Here is a 20,658-nt window from a genome sequence, read left to right on the forward strand (position 1 = left end):
GTGCTCAACCATCCCGTTCGGCAAGCCTGGCGGCGAGCTGCGACTGGCGAAACGGCTTGATGAGGCGCGGCAGATCGGGCGCGACATCGTCGACGTGGATATACCCCGACACGATCAGCACCTGCAGCGACGGGAACCGCTGTTGCAGGCTACGGGCGAGTTCGGTGCCGGACATGCCCGGCATCAGATGATCGGTCACCAGCACGTCGATGTGCAATCCATCCTCGACCAGACGTAGGGCATCGGCGGCGGACCCCGCCTCCACGACGGTGTAGCCCAGGTCGCTCAACATCATGGCGGTGCTCGCGCGGACCATATCGGTGTCGTCGACCAGCAGTACCGTTCGCACCGCGGCGCCCGGCGGCGGCGCGTCGACAGCGTCGTCCGGTGCGTCCGGCGCATCACCGACGACCGCCGGTAGCCAGATACGAACATCGGTGCCGACACCCGGTTTGCTGTCGATCGTCAGCGCACCGCCCAACTGGGCGGCAAGGCCATGCGCCATCGACAGTCCCAGCCCGGTACCCTGTCCGACCCCCTTGGTCGAATAGAACGGCTCCACCGCCCGCCTGATCGTCGTCTCGTCCATCCCCGTGCCGGTATCGGCGACCGACAGGCAGACATATCGACCGGGATCGAGCCGGGTGCGGTGGTTGCCGCCAATGATCTCATCGACAGCCGAAATGCGCAGCGTGCCCCCCTGCGGCATCGCATCGCACGCGTTCACCGCCAGATTGAGGATCGCCATTTCGATCTGATTGGGGTCCGCGACCGCGGTTGGCAGGCCGTGATCCACGGTGATCGCCACCTTGATCTGCGGACCCGACGTGCAGCCGACGATGTCGGCCATGCCGTTCACCAGCGCACCGATATCGACCGGCCTGGGCCGCAGGGGCTGCTGGCGTGCGAACGCCAACAGTCGCTGGACAAGCGTTGCCGCCCGATCTGCCGCCTGCATCGCCCCCTTTATCAATCGCTGTTCGCGCTCGCTGCCGGGATTGCGACGCAGGAGGATGTCGAGGTTGCCGATGATGGGGGTGAGCAGATTGTTGAAATCATGGGCCACACCGCCGGTCAGGGCGCCGATCGCCTCCATTTTCTGGGACTGCCGCAGTTGTTCCTCGACATCGGCAAGGCGCTTCTGCTCCCGCTTTCGATCGGTGACATCCTGCGAGAAATGATAGGCCCCGACCAGCCGGCCCTCCGGACAATATAATGGGCTGAACCTGATCTCGTAACATCTGGTGCCATGCACGCCGTCGCCAAACTCGGCGTCAACGGTAAATTGCTCACCGGCAAGGGCACGGGAGAAATGCTGTATCGCGGCCTCTTGCTGTTTCGGCATCGACGCCAGCAGGGTCGACAGATTATCCCCGACGGCCGGCCTTATCCCGAATATGCGTTCATATTCGTCGACATTGGCCTTGTTGATGGCGAGGATATTGAAGTTCGGGTCGAGAATCTGGATGAAAGCCCCCGACGCGTCGAATGCGTCGGTCAGAAGCTTTCGTTCTGCCATTGCCTCAGACAATTGACGGTCCCGAATCCAGAACAAGGGTCTCAAGGCACCTTGCGGCGCCCGTGCAAGACTTAGCGGCTCAAGTGCCGGCTAACGCTGATGTATGTCAACCAATCGTCGATCGAATCATGGCGCCGGATTCGGGGTGTCAGAGTGTTCGACCGGATCGGCAGCGTCAGACCGATGACATGGCGTCGCCAGCGTCTTCGCGATTCGCGGCCATTCATCGGATCAGTCCGTGCACCGATGCCCTGGGTCGTGCTTCACGCATAATATGGCCAGAGCCGATAATAAATCGCAACTGGAACAGTTGTTTAGCGAAATCCGTTACTGGTTTTGGCTTGGAAGGAGCAGCATGATGACTGGACATAAAGCCGAAGCGGGCTCGACCGGGCGTACGATCGTGATCGGGGCGACCGCCGGTATGGTCGCCGGCCTGCTGGCCAATCTCGTTCGGAAAGCTGCCGTGCAGGCGCCTACGGTCTTTGCCGGTCAGTGGGATGCCGCGCTGGCCGCAGAACATGCCGCGGCCCTGAAGATTTTTGATCTGCTGGAGAAGACGGAGGACCATGCAACCGCACGCCGATCCTTCCTGTTGATGCAATTGAAACATGCGATCAGCAAGCACGCGTTTCAGGAAGAGAATGTCGTTTATGCGATGATGCGGGATCAGGGGCTGACCGACGCGGCCGATCACCTCAATCACGAGCATGGGTATGTGAAGCAGTATTTTTTCGACCTGACCGAAATGTCGAAAAGCGACCCGGCCTGGCTACCGAAGCTGAAAGATTTTCGCAGTCTGATCGAACGTCATATGGAGGAAGAGGAGAAAGACCTGTTCCCAAAGCTGCGTGGCAAGCTGACCGACGAACAGAACCATCACATTACGGCCGCGATGAACAAGGAAGGTCTGAAGCTGGCCTGAGTGTTTCAACCGACCGATGGGCCGCCATCATGTGCGCGTGATCCAGCACCAGCACCTCCAGGCCATCATCGGCATATCCGGGACAGGCAAAGGGGGCGCATCGCCGTCGCTGCATCTCCTACATGATTTCCGTGATCTGAGGCTCGTTGCGGTACAGATATCCCGGATCGAAGCCGCCCAAGGCACGCAGCCGGGCGACGTCCGGTAGCCACATCGTCCGGTCGACATCGACAACGAGGCCATCGGCGCGAAGCTGCTGGATCTTGCGATTGACATGGATCGGCGTAAGCCCGAGCATATCCGCGATCGTCTCCTGGGTCAGGGGAAAGGCAAAGCGGCTCTGATTGTCACGCTCCGCATCCAGCCTGACACTCAGTTCGCACAGGAAGTGTGCCAGCCGCTCGATCGACAGTCGTCGGCCCAGTGACAGCGTCCACTGGCTCAATATCGCATTTTCGGTCAGCGACAGCCAGGTGAACGCCCGGCCGATCCCGGGATGCTCCGACGCGAGGGCGAGGGCGCGTTGGCGCGGCAATGCTACGACCGTTGCTTTGGTCAGCGTGCGCATCCCGTAACCAAGGCGATCCAGCATCAACGAGCCGAGATTGCCGACGTCGCCGGGCACCATGATCGCGGACAGTTGGCGGGCACCGGCATTGGTGGTCGCATAGCGACAGGCCCAGCCGCTGAGCATGATGAACATGTTGCCTGCGTCGTCCCCCTCGCGGATCAGATCGGTATAGGCGGGAACGGATTTTGCCGTCCGCATCGCATCCCGCAAGGCGTGTCTCTCGTGGCTGGATAGAAGGCCACATTGCCAGAGACGGGTGTCAATCAGCTCTTGCGCATCGTCGACATCGAGCCGATTGAAGCTGTGCATGAGCCGATGCGTCGCGATCATGACGTGGCTCCTTCGGCGCGTTCCGCCAGCGAAACTTTCCGGAGATAGGCTTCCGCCAATTCGTAATGGGCCTGCACTACCGGCTTCAGCGTCGATTGCTGGGCGTGCGCAAGCTCTGCCTCGGCGCGGCGCTGGTAATAGGATTGGTCAGGTTCACGCATGACGGCTTCCTTCGGATCAGCGGTTAACCCGCCGTACATAACCGCAAATCCCGATGTCGAAAGACGAGACAGCGGAACTGTCGTGTACACAACAAAAGAAACCTATGTTTCCTCACCATCGGGCTGAGGCATTTTTTCGTGCCAAAACAAGACGATAACCGCATGGGTTAGCGCAGCTACCGCCATGAATTGTCGTGCAGGACACAAAGTCACCGTTAGCGCTCCGTACCCAAACCAGCTACGGTAACGCCATCGAACACCAATGTTCAGGGCGGTTTCGACTGAAAGACAAGCGGGCTTTCCCCCAATATTCAGGGCGCGGAAATGTCACGCGATTATTATAACTCACCCAACACCTTGCTGAAATCACTATCCGATCAGGATCGTGATTTGCTTGTCCCGCACCTGAGTCGGGTTGATATTGCACCTCGACAGTCGCTGGTGAAGCGCAACCAGCCCGTCGAACACGTCTATTTCCCCGAAGGCGGCGTCGTGTCCATCGTTGCGGTGATGACCGAAACCGGCAGCGTCGAGGCCGGGATCTTCGGCCGCGAAGGGGTGTCGGCCACCTGCCTGCTGCTCGGGGCCGATCGCTCCCCGCATGACAGCTTCGTCCAGGTCGGCCCGATGGCCGCACTGAGGATCGATGCGGATCGCTATCTCGACATGATCGCCCGGAGCGAGACCCTGCGTACCGTCCTGCTCCGTTATGTGCAGACGGCGCTCGTCCAGTCCGCGCAGAGCATGGCCACCAACGCGACCCATCGGGTGGAGGCGCGCCTCGCCCGGTGGCTGTTGATGTGCCACGACCGGATCGACGGTGACGAGATCGCGCTGACCCATGAGTTCATGAGCATGATGATCGGTGCCGAGCGGAGCAAGGTGACGATCACGCTGCACGTGCTGGAGGGGACCGGCCTTATCCGTGCCGAACGCGGCCGCATCGTCATCCGCGACCGCGACAAGCTGGAGGAGCTGGCCGGCGACGGCTATGGCATTCCCGAGGCCGAGTATCGACGGCTGATCGGGCCGATCGGACGCGCATCGGTGGTGTTGCCGTTCGGCGGCCAAACGGCACGGTCCGAATGACGAAGGGTGGACGGCACGTTTATCCGCGTTGGCGTCATATCCGGCAATGCACACCGGGCAGTCCGTCATGCTCTGTTGTGTAGGACACAGAGCCTGTGACGACCTGACCGAACCGGTATAATTCTCGTACCGTTTGCCGAGGGACAGGGCGCGAACGGCTGGAAGACGCACGATGCTTTCGCCCCAACAAGCAGAAGGGGCGCGATGTCGCACCTCGATCATCATTATACCCCCAATACCCTGCTGGGTGCGCTGTCGGAGGACGATCTCGGTCTTCTCAAGCCGCACCTGACGCGCGTATCGGTTGCCCGCGAAGAGGTGATCCTGCAGGCAAACAAGCCGGTCGAGCACGTGTATTTCCCCGAAGGCGGCATCGTCTCGATCGTGTCGGACATGATCGATAGCGGAAGAACCGAGGCCGGCATCTTCGGGCGCGACGGTGTATCGGCCACCTGCCTGCTGCTGGGTTCCGATCGCTCGCCGCATGAAAGCTTCGTGCAGATCGGTCCGATGGATGCGTTGCGGATAGACGCCGATCGCTATGTCGACGTGATCGCCCGGAGCCAGACCTTGCGGACCGTGTTGCTGCGCTACGTGCAGACCACCCTCGTCCAGTCCGCCCAAAGCACCGCGACCAACGCCACCCACCGGATAGAATCGCGTCTCGCGCGCTGGCTGTTGATGTGCGACGATCGCATCGACGGCGACGAGATCGCGCTGACCCACGAGTTTATGGGGATGATGATCTCCGCCGACCGCAGCAACGTGACCGTGACGCTGCATATTCTGGAGGGTGCGGGCATGATCCGCTCCAAGCGTGGCCGCGTCATCATTCTCGATCGTGTCAAGCTCGCCGAACTGGCGGGCGACAGCTACGGCGTACCGGAGGCCGAATACCGGCGCCTGATCGGTCCGCTGGGGGTGGAATATGGGTGACCGGCCGCCCGTCGAGCCGATATCACCGGTACGGGCTATGTTTGTTGTGGAAACGTCAGCAATTCTGCCCGTTTAGGGTATGCATGTGGGCTGACTCGTAGGGCTCGCCGGCCGACGGAGCGAGCGAATGCCACGTTTCCACCTGAATATATTCAGCGATATCGAAGCCCCGGATTATGAGGGCATCGAACGCCCCGATCTGAACCGAGTGATCGCAGAGACAGTGACCGGCGTCCGCGATCTGGTGGCGAGTGGTATTCGTGAGGGCCGGCCGATCTATCGATCTCACCGGATCGAGATCACCGATGGCGCAGGTACACTGTTGCACGCAGTATATTTCGGCGATGTCATCGATCTAAGGCCCTGAGTCATCGTCCGGCCTTTGCGATGCGGCGGGGCATCCGCCTGATGGCGGCGGTGACGGGGACTTGGATCGAAAAGCGCGTTCCCCAGCCGCGAGGATCGTGACTCGCCACCTCGTCGGGAAAGGGCGGAGCGGATCGTTCATGCGCGTCGTTGCGGCGGGCGCTGGGTCGATCGCGCCGATGTCCGTGGCCCGAAAAAGACGTTTCGCAACCGCGTCGTCCGCTGCTCCCGGTGCGGCATCCGTCGAAATATGCTCACCATGAATCACTGATGCGCAAATCACGGTGTGGGCGCGGATGGCGGGGCGCCATCCGGCGCATCTTCATGGTATACGAGGTTGTCGGATGTTGCCTGCGGGCGGGTTGGTGGAGCTGAGGGGAATCGAACCCCTGACCTCTGCAGTGCGATTGCAGCGCTCTCCCATCTGAGCTACAGCCCCGCCCGCCCTTCGGCATTACCCGGCATCACCGGGAATGCCGCATTTAGCCGGCCGATCCGGGCATTGCAAGCCGTGCCGATATTCGGTTCCATCAACGACAGGGCGGCACGGGAACGCGATGGTTCGCCCGTGTTTGTCCGGCGATTTCTGGAACATCGGCCGCATCGTACCGTTTTCCCACCGTGTCACGGCCGCCCGATAAACGGGGGCCGCCACCGCAGGAGAATGGAGACCATCATGGTTTACGAACGCTATCCGCGCAGCACCGGTTCACAGGGCGATCAGGGCGGCGATGCCGGCTATGGTCAGGACTACGGCAGTGGTCGCGACTATACCTATTCCAGCGCACGCGACTATGCCGCGGCGGGCCGGTTGAACGATGGCCGTTATGGCCGACAGGATCAGGGCCGGCCGAATTACGGCGGTCAACGCTATGACCAGCGTGGCGAACAGCGTGGCGCCGCATTCGATCGCGACCGTGAGGACTATCGTGGTGGCTACGGCCGGCCGGAGCGCTCGTCGGACTGGGGCCATTCCGATTATGGCCGCGACGACGGTGGCCAGCGTTTCCAGGATCGGGGTGACGATCGCTATTCGCGCGGGCAACGTGACGAGTATCGGGGCTCCTATGCCTCCGACGGACGCCGGTTCGAGAATGTCGGCCGCGATCGCTATGCCGACGACGATCAGCGTCGGGATCGGGACGGCGGCCGGGGCTATGGTCGCCAGCCGCAGGGCTATGACTATGAGGAGCGCGGATTCTTCCAGCGCGCCGGCGACGAGGTACGGTCGTGGTTCGGCGATGACGATGCCGAGCGGCGTCGCGAGGCCGACTCCCGGTATGATGACCGCGCCTATCGCAACGGTGGCCAGCATGACGATCACTATGGCAACTGGCGCTCCAGCCAGATCGCGGCGTTCGATCGGGATTACGACGAATATCGCAACGAGAACCGGTCGCGCTTTGAAACCGAATTCTCCAACTGGCGGACCAACCGGCAGACGCAGCGCGATTCGCTGAACAAGGTCAAGGAGCATCAGGAAGTGGTCGGCTCCGACGGCACCCATGTCGGCACGGTCGACAAGGTGCGCGGTGACCGCATCCTGCTGACCAAGAACGATACCGATGCGGGTGGTCGCCACCACTCGATCCCGTCGAGCTGGCTGGTGTCGGTCGATGACAAGGTGACGTTGTCGAAGACCGCCGACGAAGCCAAGTCCGCATGGCGCGACGAGGAGCGTAACCAGGCGATGTTCGGTTACGGCGACAATGAACGCGGTAACCGCGATACGCAAAACCGTGGTGACGCAACGGGGCGGACCGACGCGAACTCGGCGGCTTCCAGCGCGTCGTCGACTGGTACCGCCTCGGGTGGCGCTGCATCGGTCACCACCGGTGACGACAAGAACCTGAACCGCAGCTTCTCGGGCACGTACTGACCCGAAACTCGAATATGGGCGAGTGATCGTCCGTCGGAAGGCCCGGTCGCCGTTGCGATCGGGCCTTTTCGTTTGCGCGATTGTTATCCGCAAGACATACCCGTTATTCGAACAATCAGAAAGGATCGAACATGGCACGCGCCTGGACCCTGGCATCGCGACCTGCGGGAACCCCCGTCGCCCAGGATTTCGCATTGGTGACGCTGGACAGCGTCGCGCTGGGCGAGGGGGAGGTGCGCGTCGCCAACCGCTGGCTGTCGGTCGACCCCTATATGCGCGGCCGGATGAACGACGTGAAAAGCTATGTACCGCCCTTCGCGATCGGGGCGCCGATGGAGGGCGGCGCGATCGGCGAGGTGATCGAGAGCCGCGATCCCGCCCTGAAGCCCGGCGACCTCGTGCAGCACATGCTCGGCTGGCGTGACGAGGCGACCGGCCCCGCCGGCGCATTCAGCAAACTGCCCCCGATCGACGTGCCGCCCCAGGCGTTTCTAGGCCAGTTCGGGATGCCGGGGATGACTGGATATTGGGGGTTGCTGGCGGTGGCGGAGGCGAAGGCGGGCGATACCGTGTTCGTCTCCGCAGCGGCGGGCGCGGTCGGATCGACGGTGGTGCAGATCGCCAAGGCCAAGGGGATGACGGTGATCGGTTCGGCCGGTGGCGCAGCCAAGGTGGAATGGGTCCGGTCGCTCGGGGCGGACGCGGTGATCGACTACAAGGCCGGACCGGTCGTCAAGGCGCTGGGCGAGGCGGCACCCAGGGGCATCGACGTCTATTTCGACAATGTCGGCAGCGACCATCTCGACGCCGCGCTCGCCCATGCCCGAGTCGGGGCGCGGTTCGCGATCTGCGGCATGATCGACGTATACAACGACGCCAAACCGACCGAACTGAAATATCTCGCCCGCCTGATCGGCAACCGGGTGCGGATGCAGGGGTTCATCGTCACCGACTTCTTCGGCCGCGCCTCCGAATTCTATCGTGACATGGCCGGTATGGCCAACACATTGAAACGCGAGGAAACCGTGCATGACGGGCTGGAGGCCACCCCGGCGGCGTTCATGGCGCTCTTCACCGGCGGTAACACCGGCAAGATGCTGGTAAAGCTGTAAAACCCCGAAACGGATCGCCTGTTCGACGGCGAACGGACGATCCGGCGCGGGCTTTACCCATGATCGCCCTCGTTCTGCCGCATTGCCCCAGCAAATCCCCAATAATCCCTAAAAATCCCGTTGCGACGCCATAGGGCGACTGATAGACCCAGGTTACTTCAGGGGCAGACTCTCCGCATGCAGTGGCATCCGGATCGCGGCGATGGTCGCGGTTCGTGGCGGAGGAGTCGTGCTTGCCGGGTGCGAGGGCTACGTGGTGAGCAGGGGGCGTTATCAGGGAGACGGCATCGGCCTTGTCGACGACAAGGGTCGGGTAGCCATTCCCAACGCACTTCGCGCCACGCTGGCGGCGAACGCGCCCAAGGCGGACGGCAAGAATGGCGGTACGATCGTGGTCGGCCCCCATCAGAATCCGGTCAACAAATGCCTTGTCGCCTATGATCCGGGCTATCTCGACATCCTCGCCGAGCAGCTCGACCGGCGCGAGGCGGCGTTCGCCGGCCCGGACGGCGAGTTCGACTACAACATCAAGCGCCGGGCCGCCGCCGGCGAGGCGGTGCCCTTCGACGGGTCCGGTCGCTTCATCATGCCCGCCTTCCCGCGCTTCTATGCGGGGATCGGCGAGCACGCGTTCTTCTTCGGCGTGTTCGACTATATCGAAATCTGGGATCCCAAGACGCTGATCGAAACCGAGTCCATGGCCGCCAACGTCAAGGCCGCCTGCCGCTTCTACATGATGCAGAAGGGGGTGACGCTGTGAGCGACGCCCCGCACATCCCGGTCCTGATGGACGAGGTCGTCGTCGCGCTCGCGCCCGCCCCCGGCGAAACGATCGTCGATGCCACGTTCGGCGCGGGCGGCTATACCCGTGCACTGCTGGCGGCGGGGGCGCGGGTGATCGCGTTCGACCGCGATCCCGATGCGATCGCCGCCGGGCAGGCAGCGGTGCTGGAGGGGCTGACGCTGGTCCATGCCGATTTCTCCGCGATGGTCGCCGCGCTCGCCGATCTGGGCGAGGAACAGGTCGATGGCGTGACGATGGATATCGGGGTGTCGTCGATGCAACTCGACCAGGCGGGGCGCGGTTTCTCGTTCCAGTCGGATGGCCCGCTTGACATGCGAATGAGCCAGGAGGGGCAGAGCGCGGCCGATTTCCTGAACGAGGCGGACGAGGCGGCGATCGCCGACGTCATCTATCGGTACGGGGACGAGCCGAAGTCGCGCCGCATCGCCCGCGCGATCGTCGCGGCGCGGCCGCTGGTCCGCACCGGCGATCTCGCCACGGTGGTCCGTCGCGCGCTGGGGTACAAGCCGCACGACAAGAAGGACCCGGCGACCCGCACCTTCCAGGCGATCCGCATCCATGTGAACCGCGAGCTGGACGAACTGGCCGAGGGGCTGGCGGCGGCGGAGCGGGTGCTGAAGCCGGGCGGTCGGCTGGCGGTGGTGACGTTCCACAGCCTGGAGGACCGGATGGTGAAGCGGTTCCTGCGCGACCGGTCCGGCGGCGCGCCCGCCGGATCGCGGCACGCGCCGCAGGCCGCGGCCTCGGCCGCTCCCAGTTTCGAATCCGTCGGCCGCGGTGTCCGCGCCGGCGAGGCGGAGGTGGCGGCGAACCCGCGCGCCCGTTCCGCGACACTCAGAATGGCACGGCGCACGGCGGCGCCCGCATGGACGGCACAGGTGGAGGTGAGCGTATGACGGCGGCGTATCGGTTCAAGGGGATCGGCTGGTTCGGCGGCTGCGTCGCCGTCGTCCTCGGCTTCTATCTCGTCTCGCTGCAGGTGGCGGGCGAGCGCAAGAAGCTGGAACAGATGGATCGCCGCATCGAATCCGCCCAGCGCGACATCCGCGCGCTGGAGACGGAGTTCGATACGCGCGCCAATCTGGCCCAGCTGGAAAAGTGGAACGGCGACACGCTGGCCCTGTCCTCGCCCACCGCCGGCCAGTTCGTGGGTGACGAGGCGCAGCTTGCCTCGCTCGACCTGACCGCGCCGGCCATGGGCGGCGTGCCGGGGCAGGCGACCGTGCGCACCGCCGCCCTGGTCGTGCCCGCCGGTGCGCCGGCACCCGTGGCGATGACGCTGGTCGCCGCCAACGCGCCCCGTCCTGCCGCCCCCGCCGCGACGGCCGCCGCCACCACCGTCCAGCGGACCGCCGCCGCCGCCACCGTCCGCACCGCCGATGCCTCCGTCGCGCGTCAGGTCGCGGTCGCCGCGGTGGCGCGCGTCCGGCCGGAGGCGGTGGCGCTGCTCGATCGCAAGCTGCTGTCCGACAACACGCTGGGTGACATCCTGTCGGGCGCCCGCGCGGAGGCACGCACCAAGCGATGACCACGCTCGTCGCCCGTCCGCTGCCGCAGCAGGGCGGCCTCCGCCAGCGTCATCAGCTGGTGGCGACCGCGCATACCCGGCTGATGGTGATGCTGCTGCTGTTCGCCGGCGCGGTGCTGCTGGTCCTGGGGCGGCTGGCGGTGCTGGCGGTGTTCTCCGGCGCGGAGGCGAAGGCGCGCGTCGCCGTGCTGGCGGGGCGCGGCGACATCGTCGACCGCAACGGCGCGCCGCTGGCGCGGACGATCGACGCCTGGACGATCGCGGTCCACCCGAAAAAGCTGATGGGCGACAAGACCGAGATCGCCGCCAAGCTGGCCGCGCTGATGCCCGATCGCGGCGATCAGGCGTGGTTCTATGCGCAACTGACCAAGGACGTGTCGTTCACCTATCTCCAGCGCCGGGCCAGCCCCGCGCTGGTCGAGCAGGTGAACGCGCTGGGCGAACCCGCGATCGTCTTCGCGCGCGAGACGCAGCGCCTCTATCCGCAATCGACGATGGCGGCACACGCGCTGGGTTTCCTGTCCACCGACGGCCACGGCATGAGCGGGATGGAGCGGGTGCTGGACGAGCGGCTGACCAATCCCGCGACCAGCGGCGCGCCCGTCGCGCTGTCGATCGATACCCGCGTGCAGGCGGCGATGGAGAGCGAACTGGGCCGCGCGATGACGACCTTCTCGGCGCGCGGCGGCGGCGGCATCGTGCTCGACGTCGCCACGGGCGAGGTGATCGCGATGGTGTCGCTGCCCACCTTCAACCCCAACCGCGTCGGCATGGCGGGCAGCGAGGAACTGCGCAACATCACCACGCAGAGCGTGTTCGAGCTGGGATCGACCTTCAAGCCGATCACGATGGCGACCGCGATGGATACCGGCGTCGTCACCTCGTTCGCGCGCCGGTTCGACGCGACGCATCCGCTGAAGGTCGGCGGCTATACGATCCATGACGAGCGCGGCGATCCGCAGCGCTGGCTGAACATGGCGGAAACGCTGATCTATTCGTCGAACATCGCCACCGCCCGCGTCGCCGACGAGGTTGGGCCGGAACGGATGCAGACGATGTTCCGCAAGCTGGGCTTCGACACCAAGCCCGATATCGAACTGCGCGAGAAGGGCCGGCCGCTCTGGCCGACCTATTGGGCGCGGACGACGACGATGACGACGGCCTATGGCCACGGCATCGCGGTGACGCCGCTGCATCTCGCCAATGCCTATGCCACGCTGGTCAACGGCGGCATCTGGCGGCCGACGACGCTGCTGAAGGTCGCGCCCGGCCATGTGCCGGAGGGGCGCCGCGTCATCAGCGAGCAGACCAGCGCGCGGATGCGACAGATGCTGCGGCTGATCGTGCAGCGCGGCACCGGCCGCAAGGGCGAGGCGCCCGGTTACCGCGTCGGCGGCAAGACCGGCACCGCCGAGGCGGCGGTCGCGGGCGGGTATGACCGGTCGCGCAACGTCGCCACCTTCGCCGCCGCGTTCCCGATGGATGCGCCGCGCTATGTCGTGCTGGCGATGCTCGATTCGCCGCTCGGCACCAAGGAAACCGGTGGCTGGAAGACCGCGGCGTGGAATGCGGCCCCCGTCGTCGGGCGCACCGTCTCGCGGATCGGCGCGATGCTGGGCGTGGTGCCGGACGAAACGCGCGACATCGACGTATCGGACATCACGCCGACGCTGTGGGACGATCCCAGCCGTCGTCCGGCGACGGCCGGGCATTGAGGCGGGTACGATGAAGCTGGGTCAGCTTACCGGCGGCGGGCAGGACATCGCCGTCACCGGGTTCGCGATCGATCACCGCAAGGTCGCGCCCGGCACCGTGTTCGGTGCGTTCCGCGGCACCCGCGTCGATGGCGAGGACTATATCGCCGATGCCATTCGCGGCGGCGCGATCGCGGTTGTCGCGCGACCGGAGGCGGTGGTCGAGGGGGCGGTGCATATCGCCGACGACGAACCCCGTGCCGCCTTTGCCCGGCTCGCCGCGCGGTTCTTCGCGCCGTTTCCGCCGACCACGGTCGCGGTCACCGGCACCAACGGCAAGACCTCGGTCGTGGAGATGACGCGGCAATTGTGGCGGATGGCGGGGCACCATGCCGCCTCGATCGGCACGCTGGGCGTCACCACCGCCGACGAGCGGGTGACGACGGGGCTGACCACGCCCGATATCGTCACCTTCCTGTCCAACGTCGCCGGGCTGGCGCGCGAGGGGGTGACGCATCTCGCGTTCGAGGCATCGAGCCACGGGCTGACGCAATACCGGACCGAGGGGCTGCGCATCGCCGCCGCCGCCTTCACCAACCTCAGCCGCGATCACCTCGACTATCATGGCGACATGGCGGCGTATCTGACCGCGAAGATGCGGCTGTTCTCCGAAGTGCTGTCGCCGGACGGCACCGCCGTCATCTGGGCGGACGATCCGCAGGCGGACCGGGTGATCGATCTGGCGCGCGAGCGGGGCAACCGGCTGGTCACGGTCGGCGAGCGCGGCGCGACCCTGCGCCTCGTCGGGCGAGACCCGACGCTGCTGGGGCAGGGGCTGGTGATCGAGGCGGAGGGGGAGACGCACCACGTCAACCTGCCGCTGATCGGTGCGTATCAGGCGGCGAACGCGCTGGTCGCGGCCGGGCTGGTGATCGCGACCGGCGCACCGGTCGGCCCGACGTTGCAGGCGATCGCCCGGTTGCAACCGGTGCGCGGCCGGCTGGAACGCGCGGCGATCGCGCGCAGCGGCGCGCCGATCTATGTCGATTATGCGCATACCCCCGATGCGCTGGAAGCGGCGATCGCGGCGCTGAAGCCCCATGCCGGTGGCCGCCTGATCGTGGTGTTCGGCGCGGGTGGCGACCGTGATGCGGGCAAGCGCGAACCGATGGGGCAGGTCGCCGCCGCGCAGGCGGATCGCGTGATCGTGACCGACGACAATCCCCGCAGCGAGGATGCCGCCGCGATCCGCCGGATGGTGATGCAGGGCGCACCGGGCGCGACCGAGATCGGCGACCGCCGCACCGCGATCGCCGCCGCGGTGCGCGGGGCGGACGCGCAGGACATCGTCCTGATCGCGGGCAAGGGGCATGAACAGGGCCAGATCGTCGGCGATCTGGTGCTGCCGTTCGATGATGTGGCAGTAGCGCGGGAGTGTGCGGGATGAAGAAGGCGGACGTGAGTCAGACGGACGGCATCTCCCCCGACTGGTTCCGACCCGCGCCCAAGGGTAAGCGGCTGTTGCCGCCCGACCTGCGCGTCCGCCCGGCGAAGCCCGCGATCAACGACGATGGCGAGCGGCCCCGGCTCGGCCTGCGCTATGGCGGCCCGCCCCTGGCGAACGACCAATGAGCCTGTGGACCGCCGCCGACCTGGCGGCCGCGACCGGTGGCACGGCGTCCGCCGGCTTCACCGCCGATGGTGTGGCGTTCGACAGTCGCGAGGTCGGGCCGGGCGACCTGTTTGTGGCGCTGGCGGGCGAGGCGACCGACGGCCACCGCTTTTTGCCGCAGGCATTCGCGCAAGGCGCGGCGGGGGCGATCGTTGCCGCGGCCTGCGATGGCCCGCATGTGCGGGTGGCGGACAGCTTCGCCGCGCTGGAGGATATCGCCCGCGCCGCCCGCGCGCGGACATCGGCGCGCGTGATCGGCGTCACCGGTTCGGTCGGCAAGACCAGCGCGAAAGAGGCGTTGTTCGCCTGCCTCGACCGGATCTGGCCCAGGCAGGCGCATCGCTCGGTCAAGAGCTACAACAACCATACCGGCGTGCCGCTCAGTCTGGCGCGGATGCCTGCCGCCACCCGGGCGGCGGTGCTGGAGATGGGGATGAACCACCCCGGCGAACTGGCGCACCTGACCACGCTGGTGCGCCCGCACGTCGCGGTCGTCACCGCGATCGCGCCCGCCCACACCGAATTCTTCGCCGACGAGGCCGCGATCGCCGATGCCAAGGGCGAAATCTTTCGCGGACTGGAGCCGGGCGGCACCGCGATCGTGCCGTTCGACAGCCGGCACCGCGACCGGCTGGTCGCGGCGGCACGCCCTTATGCAGGCCGCATCGTCACCTTCGGCAGCGGCATGGGCGCGGATGTGCGCGCGGTCGAGGCGGTACGGGTCGGTACCGGCACCTTCATGACGGTACGGACGGGGGAGCGCGAACTTAGCTTCACCCTGTCGCAACCCGGCGCGCACTGGGTATCGAACGCGCTGGCGGTGCTGGCGGCGGTCGAGGCGGTCGGCGGCGATCTGGGGCTGGCGGGGCTGGCCCTCACCGATCTCGGCGGGCTGGCGGGGCGCGGCGCGCGGTTCCATACGGCGGTGGCGGGTGGCGAGGCGCTGGTGATCGACGAAAGCTACAACGCCAATCCCGCCTCGATGCGCGCGACGCTGGCGGTGCTGACGACCGAGCCGGGCCGGCATGTCGCGGTGCTGGGCGAGATGCGCGAACTGGGCGATGCCTCGGCCGACTATCATGCCGGTCTCGCCGCTGCGGTGGAGGACGCCCGCGTCGAAACGGCCGTGCTGGTCGGCGAAGCGATGCGGCCGCTGGCGGAAACGCTTGAGGGACGGGTGAACATCGTCCATGTGCCCGACGCTTCGGCGGCACTCGACCGGTTGCGCGCCTTGCTGGCGCCCGGCGACGCGGTGCTGGTCAAGGGATCGAACGGGGTCGGGCTGGCCCGCGTGATCGCAGCGCTGAAGGGCGGATAATGTTGTTCTGGATCGCCGAGCATCTGGGTTTCCAGGGGCTCCTCAACCTCATCCGCTACCAATCGTTCCGGACGGGCGCGGCGGTGGCGACGGCGCTGTTCATCGGCCTGATCATCGGGCCGAGGTTCATCGGCTGGCTGCGCGTGCGCCAGGGCAAGGGCCAGCCGATCCGTGCCGACGGGCCGCAGACCCACCTCGCCAAGCGCGGCACGCCGACGATGGGCGGGTTGATGATCCTGACCGCGATGGCGCTGGCGATCCTGTTGTGGATGGACCTTGCCAATCCGTATGTCTGGGCGTGCCTGTTCGTGACGCTGGGGTTCGGCGCGATCGGCTTCCTCGACGATTACGACAAGGTAAGGAAGGCGACGACGGCGGGCGTGCCCGGTCGTGTGCGGCTGCTGCTGGAATTCCTGATCGCCGGGATCGCGGCGTGGATCATCATGCGCCAGAACGGCACCGGCCTGTACCTGCCCTTCACCAACCGCATGTATATCGAACTCTGGTATTTCTACCCGCTGTTCGCCGCGTTCACGATCGTCGCCTTCGGCAACGCGGTGAACCTGACCGACGGGCTCGATGGCCTCGCGACGATGCCGGTCATCATCGCCAGCGTTGCGCTGATGGTCATCGTCTATCTGGCCGGCAATGCGAAGTTCGCGGATTATCTGGGCATCCAGCATGTGCCGGGCGCGGGTGAGCTGGCGATCTTCTGCGGCGCGGTCGTGGGGGCGGGGCTTGCCTTCCTATGGTTCAACGCCCCCCCCGCGGCGGTCTTCATGGGCGACACCGGCAGCCTCGCGCTCGGCGGAGCGCTCGGCACCATCGCGGTGGTCGCGCATCACGAGATCGTGCTGGGCATCATCGGCGGCTTGTTCGTGGTCGAGGCGCTGAGCGTCATCATCCAGGTGTTCTTCTACAAGCGCACCGGCCGCCGCGTGTTCCGCATGGCGCCGATCCACCATCATTTCGAACAGCTCGGCTGGTCGGAACCGACCGTGGTGATCCGCTTCTGGATCATCGCCTTCGTGCTGGCGCTGGCCGGCCTGTCGACGTTGAAGCTGCGGTGATCGTCGCACGTGAATGGGCGGGCCGGCGCTATGCCGTGCTGGGGCTGGCGCGTTCCGGCACGGCGACGGTCGCCGCGCTCGAAGCGGGCGGGGCCGACGTGACGGCATGGGATACCGATGAGGCGCGGCGTCAGCCGTTCGTGCGCGAAACGGTGGATGCGGGCACGCTGACGCTTGCCCCGCTCGACGACGTGACGGGTTTCGACGCGCTGGTGGTGTCGCCCGGGGTGCCGCTCAACACCCATCCGCTGGCGGACAAGGCGCGCGCGGCGGGGGTGCCGATCATCGGCGATATCGAACTGTTCGCGCAGGCCCGCGCGGACCTGCCGCCGCACAAGGTCGTCGGCATCACCGGCACCAACGGCAAATCGACCACCACCGCGCTGGTGAAGCATCTGTGCGACACCGCCGACATCCCGGCGCTGATGGGCGGCAATATCGGACTGCCGATCCTCGAACAGGTGCCGCTGCCGGCGGGCGGCGTCTATGTGCTGGAACTGTCCAGCTACCAGATCGACCTGACGCAAAGCCTCGACTGCGACGTCGCGGTGCTGCTCAACGTCACGCCCGACCATCTCGACCGGTATGACGGGTTCGACGCCTATGCCGCGTCCAAGGCGCGGCTGTTCGCGATGCAGTCGCCGGGCCACGACGCGGTGATCGGCATCGGCGACGCCCCCTCCGCCGCGATCGCCCGTTCGCTGTCGGCACGCGGCGAGCATCTGACCAAGATCGCGCCTGGCGTCTGCATGGACCAGCGCGGCTGGCCGTCGTTGCAGGGACCGCACAACGCGCAGAACGCGCTCGCCGCCATCGCCGTCGCGCGCGCGCTGGGGATCGCGGAGGCGGATATCGACCGTGGCCTCGCCAGCTTCGCCGGCCTGCCGCACCGGATGGAGCGGGTCGCGACGATCGGCGGGGTCGCCTTCGTCAACGATTCCAAGGCGACCAACCCCGACAGCGCCGCCCCCGCGCTCGCCGCCTTCCCGCGCATCCACTGGATCGTCGGTGGCAAGCCCAAGGGCGACGACCTGAGCGCCTGCGCGCCGCATTTCGATCACGTCGTCCACGCCTATACGATCGGGGAGGCGGGGCCGCGCTTCGCGGAGGTACTGGCTCCGCACCTGCCCGTCGATCGTCTCGACACGCTGGCTGCCGCCGTGGCAGCGGCGGCGGCGGCGGCACAGCCCGGCGAGGTGGTGCTGCTGTCCCCGGCCTGCGCCAGTTTCGACCAGTTCCGCGATTATGAGGAGCGTGGCGCCGCGTTCGTGCGCGCGGTGGAGGCGCTGGCATGACCGACGTTCGCGCAGGGGCCGGACCGGCTGCGGGCGGCAAGGGCGCCCGCCTGATCGCACAGGTGAAGAAGCGCGGCGGGCGCGGCGATCGCTCGCCGCTCGGCACGTGGTTCTGGGATATCGACCGGATGCTGCTGCTGCTGACGCTGTTCCTGATCGCGATCGGGCTGATCGCGGTGGCGGCGGCCAGCCCGGCGTCGGCGGTCCGTTATTCGGGCGACAAGCACAAGATCGCGCCGCTCTATTATTTCTGGCGGCAGTTGATGTGGGTCGGCGTGTCGTTGCCGGTGATGATCGTCGTGTCGATGCTGCCGGTCACCATGGCGCGGCGGCTGGCGGTGTCGGGGGCGATCCTGTTCGCGGTGCTGCTGGCGCTGACCCCGCTGTTCGGGGTGGAGGTGAATGGCGCGAAACGCTGGATCGGCTATGGCTTCGCGCAGTTCCAGCCATCGGAATTCCTGAAACCGCTGTTCATCGTCACCATCGCGTGGCTGTTGTCGCTGAAGGCGAAGGATCAGGAACTGCCGACGGTCCTCATCACCGGGGCGATCACGGCCGGCATCGCGGTCACGCTGATGCTGCAACCCGATTTCGGGCAGACGGTGGTGTTCTGCGCGGTGTGGATGGCGCTGCTGATGATCGCGGGCACGCCGACGAAGGTGCTGGTCGGGCTGGCCTCGCTCGCCCCCGCCGGGCTGGTCGCGGGCTATCTGTTCTACAGCACCGCGCGCCAGCGAATCGACGCGTTCCTGTTTCCTGGCACCGACGGCGAGGGCGCGGCCGACCATTTTCAGGTCGATGCCGCGCACCGCACGCTGACCGCGGGTGGCTGGACCGGCACCGGCCCCGGCGCGGGTGCTGCCAAATTCGGCCTGCCGGAGGCGCATACCGATTACATCTTCTCCGTGATCGGTGAGGAATTCGGGCTGATCGCCTGCGCGGTGATCGCGGTGGTGTTCCTCGCCATCGTCGTGCGGGTGTTCGTCAAGCTGCTGGACGAGCAGGACGAATTCAAGCTGCTCGCCGCCTCCGGCCTCGCCACCCAGTTCGGGATGCAGGCCTTCATCTCGATGGCGGTCAACACCGGCATGGCGCCGTCCAAGGGGATGACGCTGCCGTTCATCAGCTATGGCGGATCGTCGATGATCGCGTTGTCGATCGGCATGGGCTTGCTGCTGGCGTTCACCCGGCGCAATCCGTTCCTGACGCGGTCGCCTTATGTGGTCCGCTGGAGCGGCGAATGACGAAGCATTACGTATTGGCGGCCGGGGGCACCGGCGGGCACATGGTCCCCGCCGCCGCGCTGGCGACGGAACTGACCCGGCGCGGCCATCATGTCGCCCTGGTGTCGGATGCGCGCGGCGTGCGCTTTCCCGGTCTGTTCGACGGCATCCAGACGCATGTCCTGCCCGCCGGGCGGTTCGCGGGCGGGCCGCTCGGCTATGCCAAGGCGCTGCGTGAGATGTGGCGCGGGCGGGCGATGGCGCGGCAACTGTACCGTGACGCGCGCCCGGCGGCGGTGATCGGCTTCGGCGGCTATCCGGCGATGCCCGCGCTGCTGGCGGCGTTCGCGGCGGGTATCCCGACGGCGGTGCATGAACAGAACGCGGTGCTGGGCCGGGTAAACCGCCTCGTCGCGCGCCGGGTCGATGCGATCGCCACCTCCTACGACCGGACCGAGCGCCTGCCGGACAAGCTGGCCGGCAAGACCCACCTCGTCGGCAATCCCGTGCGCGAGGCGGTGCTGGCACTGCGCGCTCGCCCCTATCCGCTGCTGGAGGAGGACAGTATCTTCCGCGTCCTCGTCACCGGTGGCAGCCAGGGGGCGAGCATCCTGAGCAAGGTGGTGCCCGCCGGGCTCGCGATGCTGCCGCCCGCGTTCCGCCGCCGGTTGCAGGTGACGCATCAGGCGCGGATCGAGGATATCGACGCCGCCCGCGCGCTCTATGCCGAACACCAGATCGCCGCCGATCTCGCCACCTATCTGCCCGACATGCCCGAACAGCTGGCATGGGCGCATGTCGTGATCGGCCGCGCCGGCGCCTCGACCATCGCCGAACTGACCGCGGCGGGCCGCCCCGCCATCCTCGTCCCCCTCGCCACCGCGACCGACGATCACCAGACCGCCAATGCGCGCGAGATGACCGCGATCGGCGGCGCGCGCACCATCCCCCAATCCCGCTTCACCGCGGTCGAACTGGCCAAGCAGATGCAGAAACTCGGGCTCGATCCCGTCGCCCTCGAAAACGCCGCCGGTCGCGCGCGCAGCATCGGCCGGCCCGATGCGGTGAGCGACCTCGCCGATCTGGTCGAAAGCCTCGATGCGCCGCCCGCGCGCCTGCCGGTGCCACGGCGCCAGCAGAAGGCGGCGTTCGCATGAAAGGGATG

General features: G+C 66.6%; 20 protein-coding genes and 1 tRNA gene. 17 read left to right on the forward strand and 4 right to left on the reverse strand.

What is annotated here, in order from left to right; genetic code table 11:
- Positions 1–4: 4 nt before the first annotated feature.
- The gene (locus IFT82_RS05620) at positions 5–1,519 is read right to left on the reverse strand and encodes a PAS domain-containing sensor histidine kinase (RefSeq protein ID WP_192125348.1); all 1,515 of its coding nucleotides are present in this window, start codon (positions 1,517–1,519) and stop codon (positions 5–7) included.
- 355 nt (positions 1,520–1,874) lie between these two features.
- Between IFT82_RS05620 and IFT82_RS05625 the strand changes: the two genes are divergently transcribed.
- Complete coding sequence (locus tag IFT82_RS05625; RefSeq protein ID WP_244646533.1) at positions 1,875–2,444, forward strand: hemerythrin domain-containing protein; 570 nt, start codon at positions 1,875–1,877, stop codon at positions 2,442–2,444.
- Positions 2,445–2,562: 118 nt separating this feature from the next.
- Here IFT82_RS05625 and IFT82_RS05630 read toward each other — a convergent pair whose 3' ends face one another.
- Entirely contained in the window at positions 2,563–3,345 is a 783-nt protein-coding gene (locus IFT82_RS05630; protein ID WP_192125349.1) for a Crp/Fnr family transcriptional regulator, read from the reverse strand.
- Positions 3,342–3,506 (reverse strand): hypothetical protein, encoded by a 165-nt coding sequence (locus tag IFT82_RS05635; protein WP_192125350.1) that lies wholly within the window; start codon positions 3,504–3,506, stop codon positions 3,342–3,344. The genes IFT82_RS05630 and IFT82_RS05635 overlap by 4 nt, the downstream gene beginning before the upstream one ends.
- A gap of 441 nt (positions 3,507–3,947) precedes the next feature.
- Here IFT82_RS05635 and IFT82_RS21285 point away from each other — a divergent pair, with 441 nt between their 5' ends.
- The 3 genes from IFT82_RS21285 (at position 3,948) to IFT82_RS05650 (ending at position 5,898) form a co-directional block, all read left to right on the forward strand.
- Positions 3,948–4,595 (forward strand): Crp/Fnr family transcriptional regulator, encoded by a 648-nt coding sequence (locus IFT82_RS21285; protein WP_342355057.1) that lies wholly within the window; start codon positions 3,948–3,950, stop codon positions 4,593–4,595.
- Positions 4,596–4,799: 204 nt separating this feature from the next.
- Positions 4,800–5,531 (forward strand): Crp/Fnr family transcriptional regulator, encoded by a 732-nt coding sequence (locus IFT82_RS05645; protein WP_192125352.1) that lies wholly within the window; start codon positions 4,800–4,802, stop codon positions 5,529–5,531.
- Between the two features lie 127 nt (positions 5,532–5,658).
- Complete coding sequence (locus IFT82_RS05650; protein ID WP_192125353.1) at positions 5,659–5,898, forward strand: DUF6894 family protein; 240 nt, start codon at positions 5,659–5,661, stop codon at positions 5,896–5,898.
- Positions 5,899–6,260: 362 nt separating this feature from the next.
- Here the strand turns inward: IFT82_RS05650 and IFT82_RS05655 are convergent.
- A tRNA-Ala gene (locus tag IFT82_RS05655) sits at positions 6,261–6,336 on the reverse strand.
- A gap of 237 nt (positions 6,337–6,573) precedes the next feature.
- On the opposite strand from IFT82_RS05655, the gene IFT82_RS05660 reads away from it, so the two are divergent.
- From IFT82_RS05660 to murG, 13 genes are all read left to right on the forward strand, one after another.
- Positions 6,574–7,776, forward strand: coding sequence for a DUF2171 domain-containing protein (locus IFT82_RS05660; protein WP_192125354.1), 1,203 nt, complete (start codon positions 6,574–6,576; stop codon positions 7,774–7,776).
- A gap of 131 nt (positions 7,777–7,907) precedes the next feature.
- Positions 7,908–8,888 (forward strand): NADP-dependent oxidoreductase, encoded by a 981-nt coding sequence (locus IFT82_RS05665; protein WP_192125355.1) that lies wholly within the window; start codon positions 7,908–7,910, stop codon positions 8,886–8,888.
- Positions 8,889–9,144: 256 nt separating this feature from the next.
- Complete coding sequence (locus tag IFT82_RS05670; protein WP_342355058.1) at positions 9,145–9,648, forward strand: division/cell wall cluster transcriptional repressor MraZ; 504 nt, start codon at positions 9,145–9,147, stop codon at positions 9,646–9,648.
- On the forward strand, positions 9,645–10,589 hold the full coding sequence (gene rsmH / locus IFT82_RS05675; RefSeq protein WP_192125356.1) for a 16S rRNA (cytosine(1402)-N(4))-methyltransferase RsmH: 945 nt from the start codon (positions 9,645–9,647) through the stop codon (positions 10,587–10,589). Before IFT82_RS05670 ends, rsmH begins: the two co-directional genes overlap by 4 nt.
- Complete coding sequence (locus IFT82_RS05680) at positions 10,586–11,221, forward strand: hypothetical protein (RefSeq protein ID WP_192125357.1); 636 nt, start codon at positions 10,586–10,588, stop codon at positions 11,219–11,221. Before rsmH ends, IFT82_RS05680 begins: the two co-directional genes overlap by 4 nt.
- Entirely contained in the window at positions 11,218–12,936 is a 1,719-nt protein-coding gene (locus tag IFT82_RS05685) for a peptidoglycan D,D-transpeptidase FtsI family protein (RefSeq protein WP_192125358.1), read from the forward strand. The genes IFT82_RS05680 and IFT82_RS05685 overlap by 4 nt, the downstream gene beginning before the upstream one ends.
- Positions 12,937–12,946: 10 nt before the next feature.
- Positions 12,947–14,362, forward strand: coding sequence for a UDP-N-acetylmuramoyl-L-alanyl-D-glutamate--2,6-diaminopimelate ligase (locus IFT82_RS05690; RefSeq protein WP_192125359.1), 1,416 nt, complete (start codon positions 12,947–12,949; stop codon positions 14,360–14,362).
- Positions 14,359–14,547, forward strand: coding sequence for a hypothetical protein (locus IFT82_RS05695; RefSeq protein WP_192125360.1), 189 nt, complete (start codon positions 14,359–14,361; stop codon positions 14,545–14,547). The genes IFT82_RS05690 and IFT82_RS05695 overlap by 4 nt, the downstream gene beginning before the upstream one ends.
- Entirely contained in the window at positions 14,544–15,905 is a 1,362-nt protein-coding gene (locus IFT82_RS05700) for a UDP-N-acetylmuramoyl-tripeptide--D-alanyl-D-alanine ligase (protein ID WP_192125361.1), read from the forward strand. Before IFT82_RS05695 ends, IFT82_RS05700 begins: the two co-directional genes overlap by 4 nt.
- Positions 15,905–16,975: a phospho-N-acetylmuramoyl-pentapeptide-transferase gene (mraY, locus tag IFT82_RS05705; RefSeq protein WP_192125362.1), complete on the forward strand. Its 1,071-nt coding sequence runs from the start codon at positions 15,905–15,907 to the stop codon at positions 16,973–16,975. Before IFT82_RS05700 ends, mraY begins: the two co-directional genes overlap by 1 nt.
- Positions 16,972–18,270 (forward strand): UDP-N-acetylmuramoyl-L-alanine--D-glutamate ligase, encoded by a 1,299-nt coding sequence (murD, locus tag IFT82_RS05710; RefSeq protein WP_192125363.1) that lies wholly within the window; start codon positions 16,972–16,974, stop codon positions 18,268–18,270. Before mraY ends, murD begins: the two co-directional genes overlap by 4 nt.
- Positions 18,267–19,514 carry an FtsW/RodA/SpoVE family cell cycle protein gene (locus IFT82_RS05715; RefSeq protein ID WP_192125364.1) on the forward strand — a complete coding sequence of 416 codons (1,248 nt, stop codon included), beginning with the start codon at positions 18,267–18,269 and terminating at the stop codon, positions 19,512–19,514. Before murD ends, IFT82_RS05715 begins: the two co-directional genes overlap by 4 nt.
- On the forward strand, positions 19,511–20,650 hold the full coding sequence (gene murG / locus IFT82_RS05720) for an undecaprenyldiphospho-muramoylpentapeptide beta-N-acetylglucosaminyltransferase (protein ID WP_192125365.1): 1,140 nt from the start codon (positions 19,511–19,513) through the stop codon (positions 20,648–20,650). The genes IFT82_RS05715 and murG overlap by 4 nt, the downstream gene beginning before the upstream one ends.
- Positions 20,651–20,658 lie beyond the last annotated feature (8 nt).

Origin of the sequence: Sphingomonas sp. CFBP 8760 (assembly GCF_014841615.1) — a bacterium.
Classification (GTDB): domain Bacteria; phylum Pseudomonadota; class Alphaproteobacteria; order Sphingomonadales; family Sphingomonadaceae; genus Sphingomonas.

What these genes read in the sequence shown, in the direction of transcription:
- IFT82_RS05665 (WP_192125355.1), top strand. Translation starts at nt 7,908, where the DNA reads ATGGCACGCGCCTGGACCCTGGCATCGCGACCTGCGGGAACCCCCGTC.
- IFT82_RS05620 (WP_192125348.1), bottom strand. Translation starts at nt 1,519, where the DNA reads ATGGCAGAACGAAAGCTTCTGACCGACGCATTCGACGCGTCGGGGGCT.
- IFT82_RS05715 (WP_192125364.1), top strand. Translation starts at nt 18,267, where the DNA reads ATGACCGACGTTCGCGCAGGGGCCGGACCGGCTGCGGGCGGCAAGGGC.
- IFT82_RS05685 (WP_192125358.1), top strand. Translation starts at nt 11,218, where the DNA reads ATGACCACGCTCGTCGCCCGTCCGCTGCCGCAGCAGGGCGGCCTCCGC.
- murG (WP_192125365.1), top strand. Translation starts at nt 19,511, where the DNA reads ATGACGAAGCATTACGTATTGGCGGCCGGGGGCACCGGCGGGCACATG.
- IFT82_RS05660 (WP_192125354.1), top strand. Translation starts at nt 6,574, where the DNA reads ATGGTTTACGAACGCTATCCGCGCAGCACCGGTTCACAGGGCGATCAG.
- IFT82_RS05700 (WP_192125361.1), top strand. Translation starts at nt 14,544, where the DNA reads ATGAGCCTGTGGACCGCCGCCGACCTGGCGGCCGCGACCGGTGGCACG.
- IFT82_RS05695 (WP_192125360.1), top strand. Translation starts at nt 14,359, where the DNA reads ATGAAGAAGGCGGACGTGAGTCAGACGGACGGCATCTCCCCCGACTGG.
- IFT82_RS05630 (WP_192125349.1), bottom strand. Translation starts at nt 3,345, where the DNA reads ATGATCGCGACGCATCGGCTCATGCACAGCTTCAATCGGCTCGATGTC.
- mraY (WP_192125362.1), top strand. Translation starts at nt 15,905, where the DNA reads ATGTTGTTCTGGATCGCCGAGCATCTGGGTTTCCAGGGGCTCCTCAAC.
- IFT82_RS05680 (WP_192125357.1), top strand. Translation starts at nt 10,586, where the DNA reads ATGACGGCGGCGTATCGGTTCAAGGGGATCGGCTGGTTCGGCGGCTGC.
- IFT82_RS05690 (WP_192125359.1), top strand. Translation starts at nt 12,947, where the DNA reads ATGAAGCTGGGTCAGCTTACCGGCGGCGGGCAGGACATCGCCGTCACC.
- IFT82_RS05625 (WP_244646533.1), top strand. Translation starts at nt 1,875, where the DNA reads ATGATGACTGGACATAAAGCCGAAGCGGGCTCGACCGGGCGTACGATC.
- IFT82_RS05650 (WP_192125353.1), top strand. Translation starts at nt 5,659, where the DNA reads ATGCCACGTTTCCACCTGAATATATTCAGCGATATCGAAGCCCCGGAT.
- IFT82_RS05635 (WP_192125350.1), bottom strand. Translation starts at nt 3,506, where the DNA reads ATGCGTGAACCTGACCAATCCTATTACCAGCGCCGCGCCGAGGCAGAG.
- IFT82_RS05645 (WP_192125352.1), top strand. Translation starts at nt 4,800, where the DNA reads ATGTCGCACCTCGATCATCATTATACCCCCAATACCCTGCTGGGTGCG.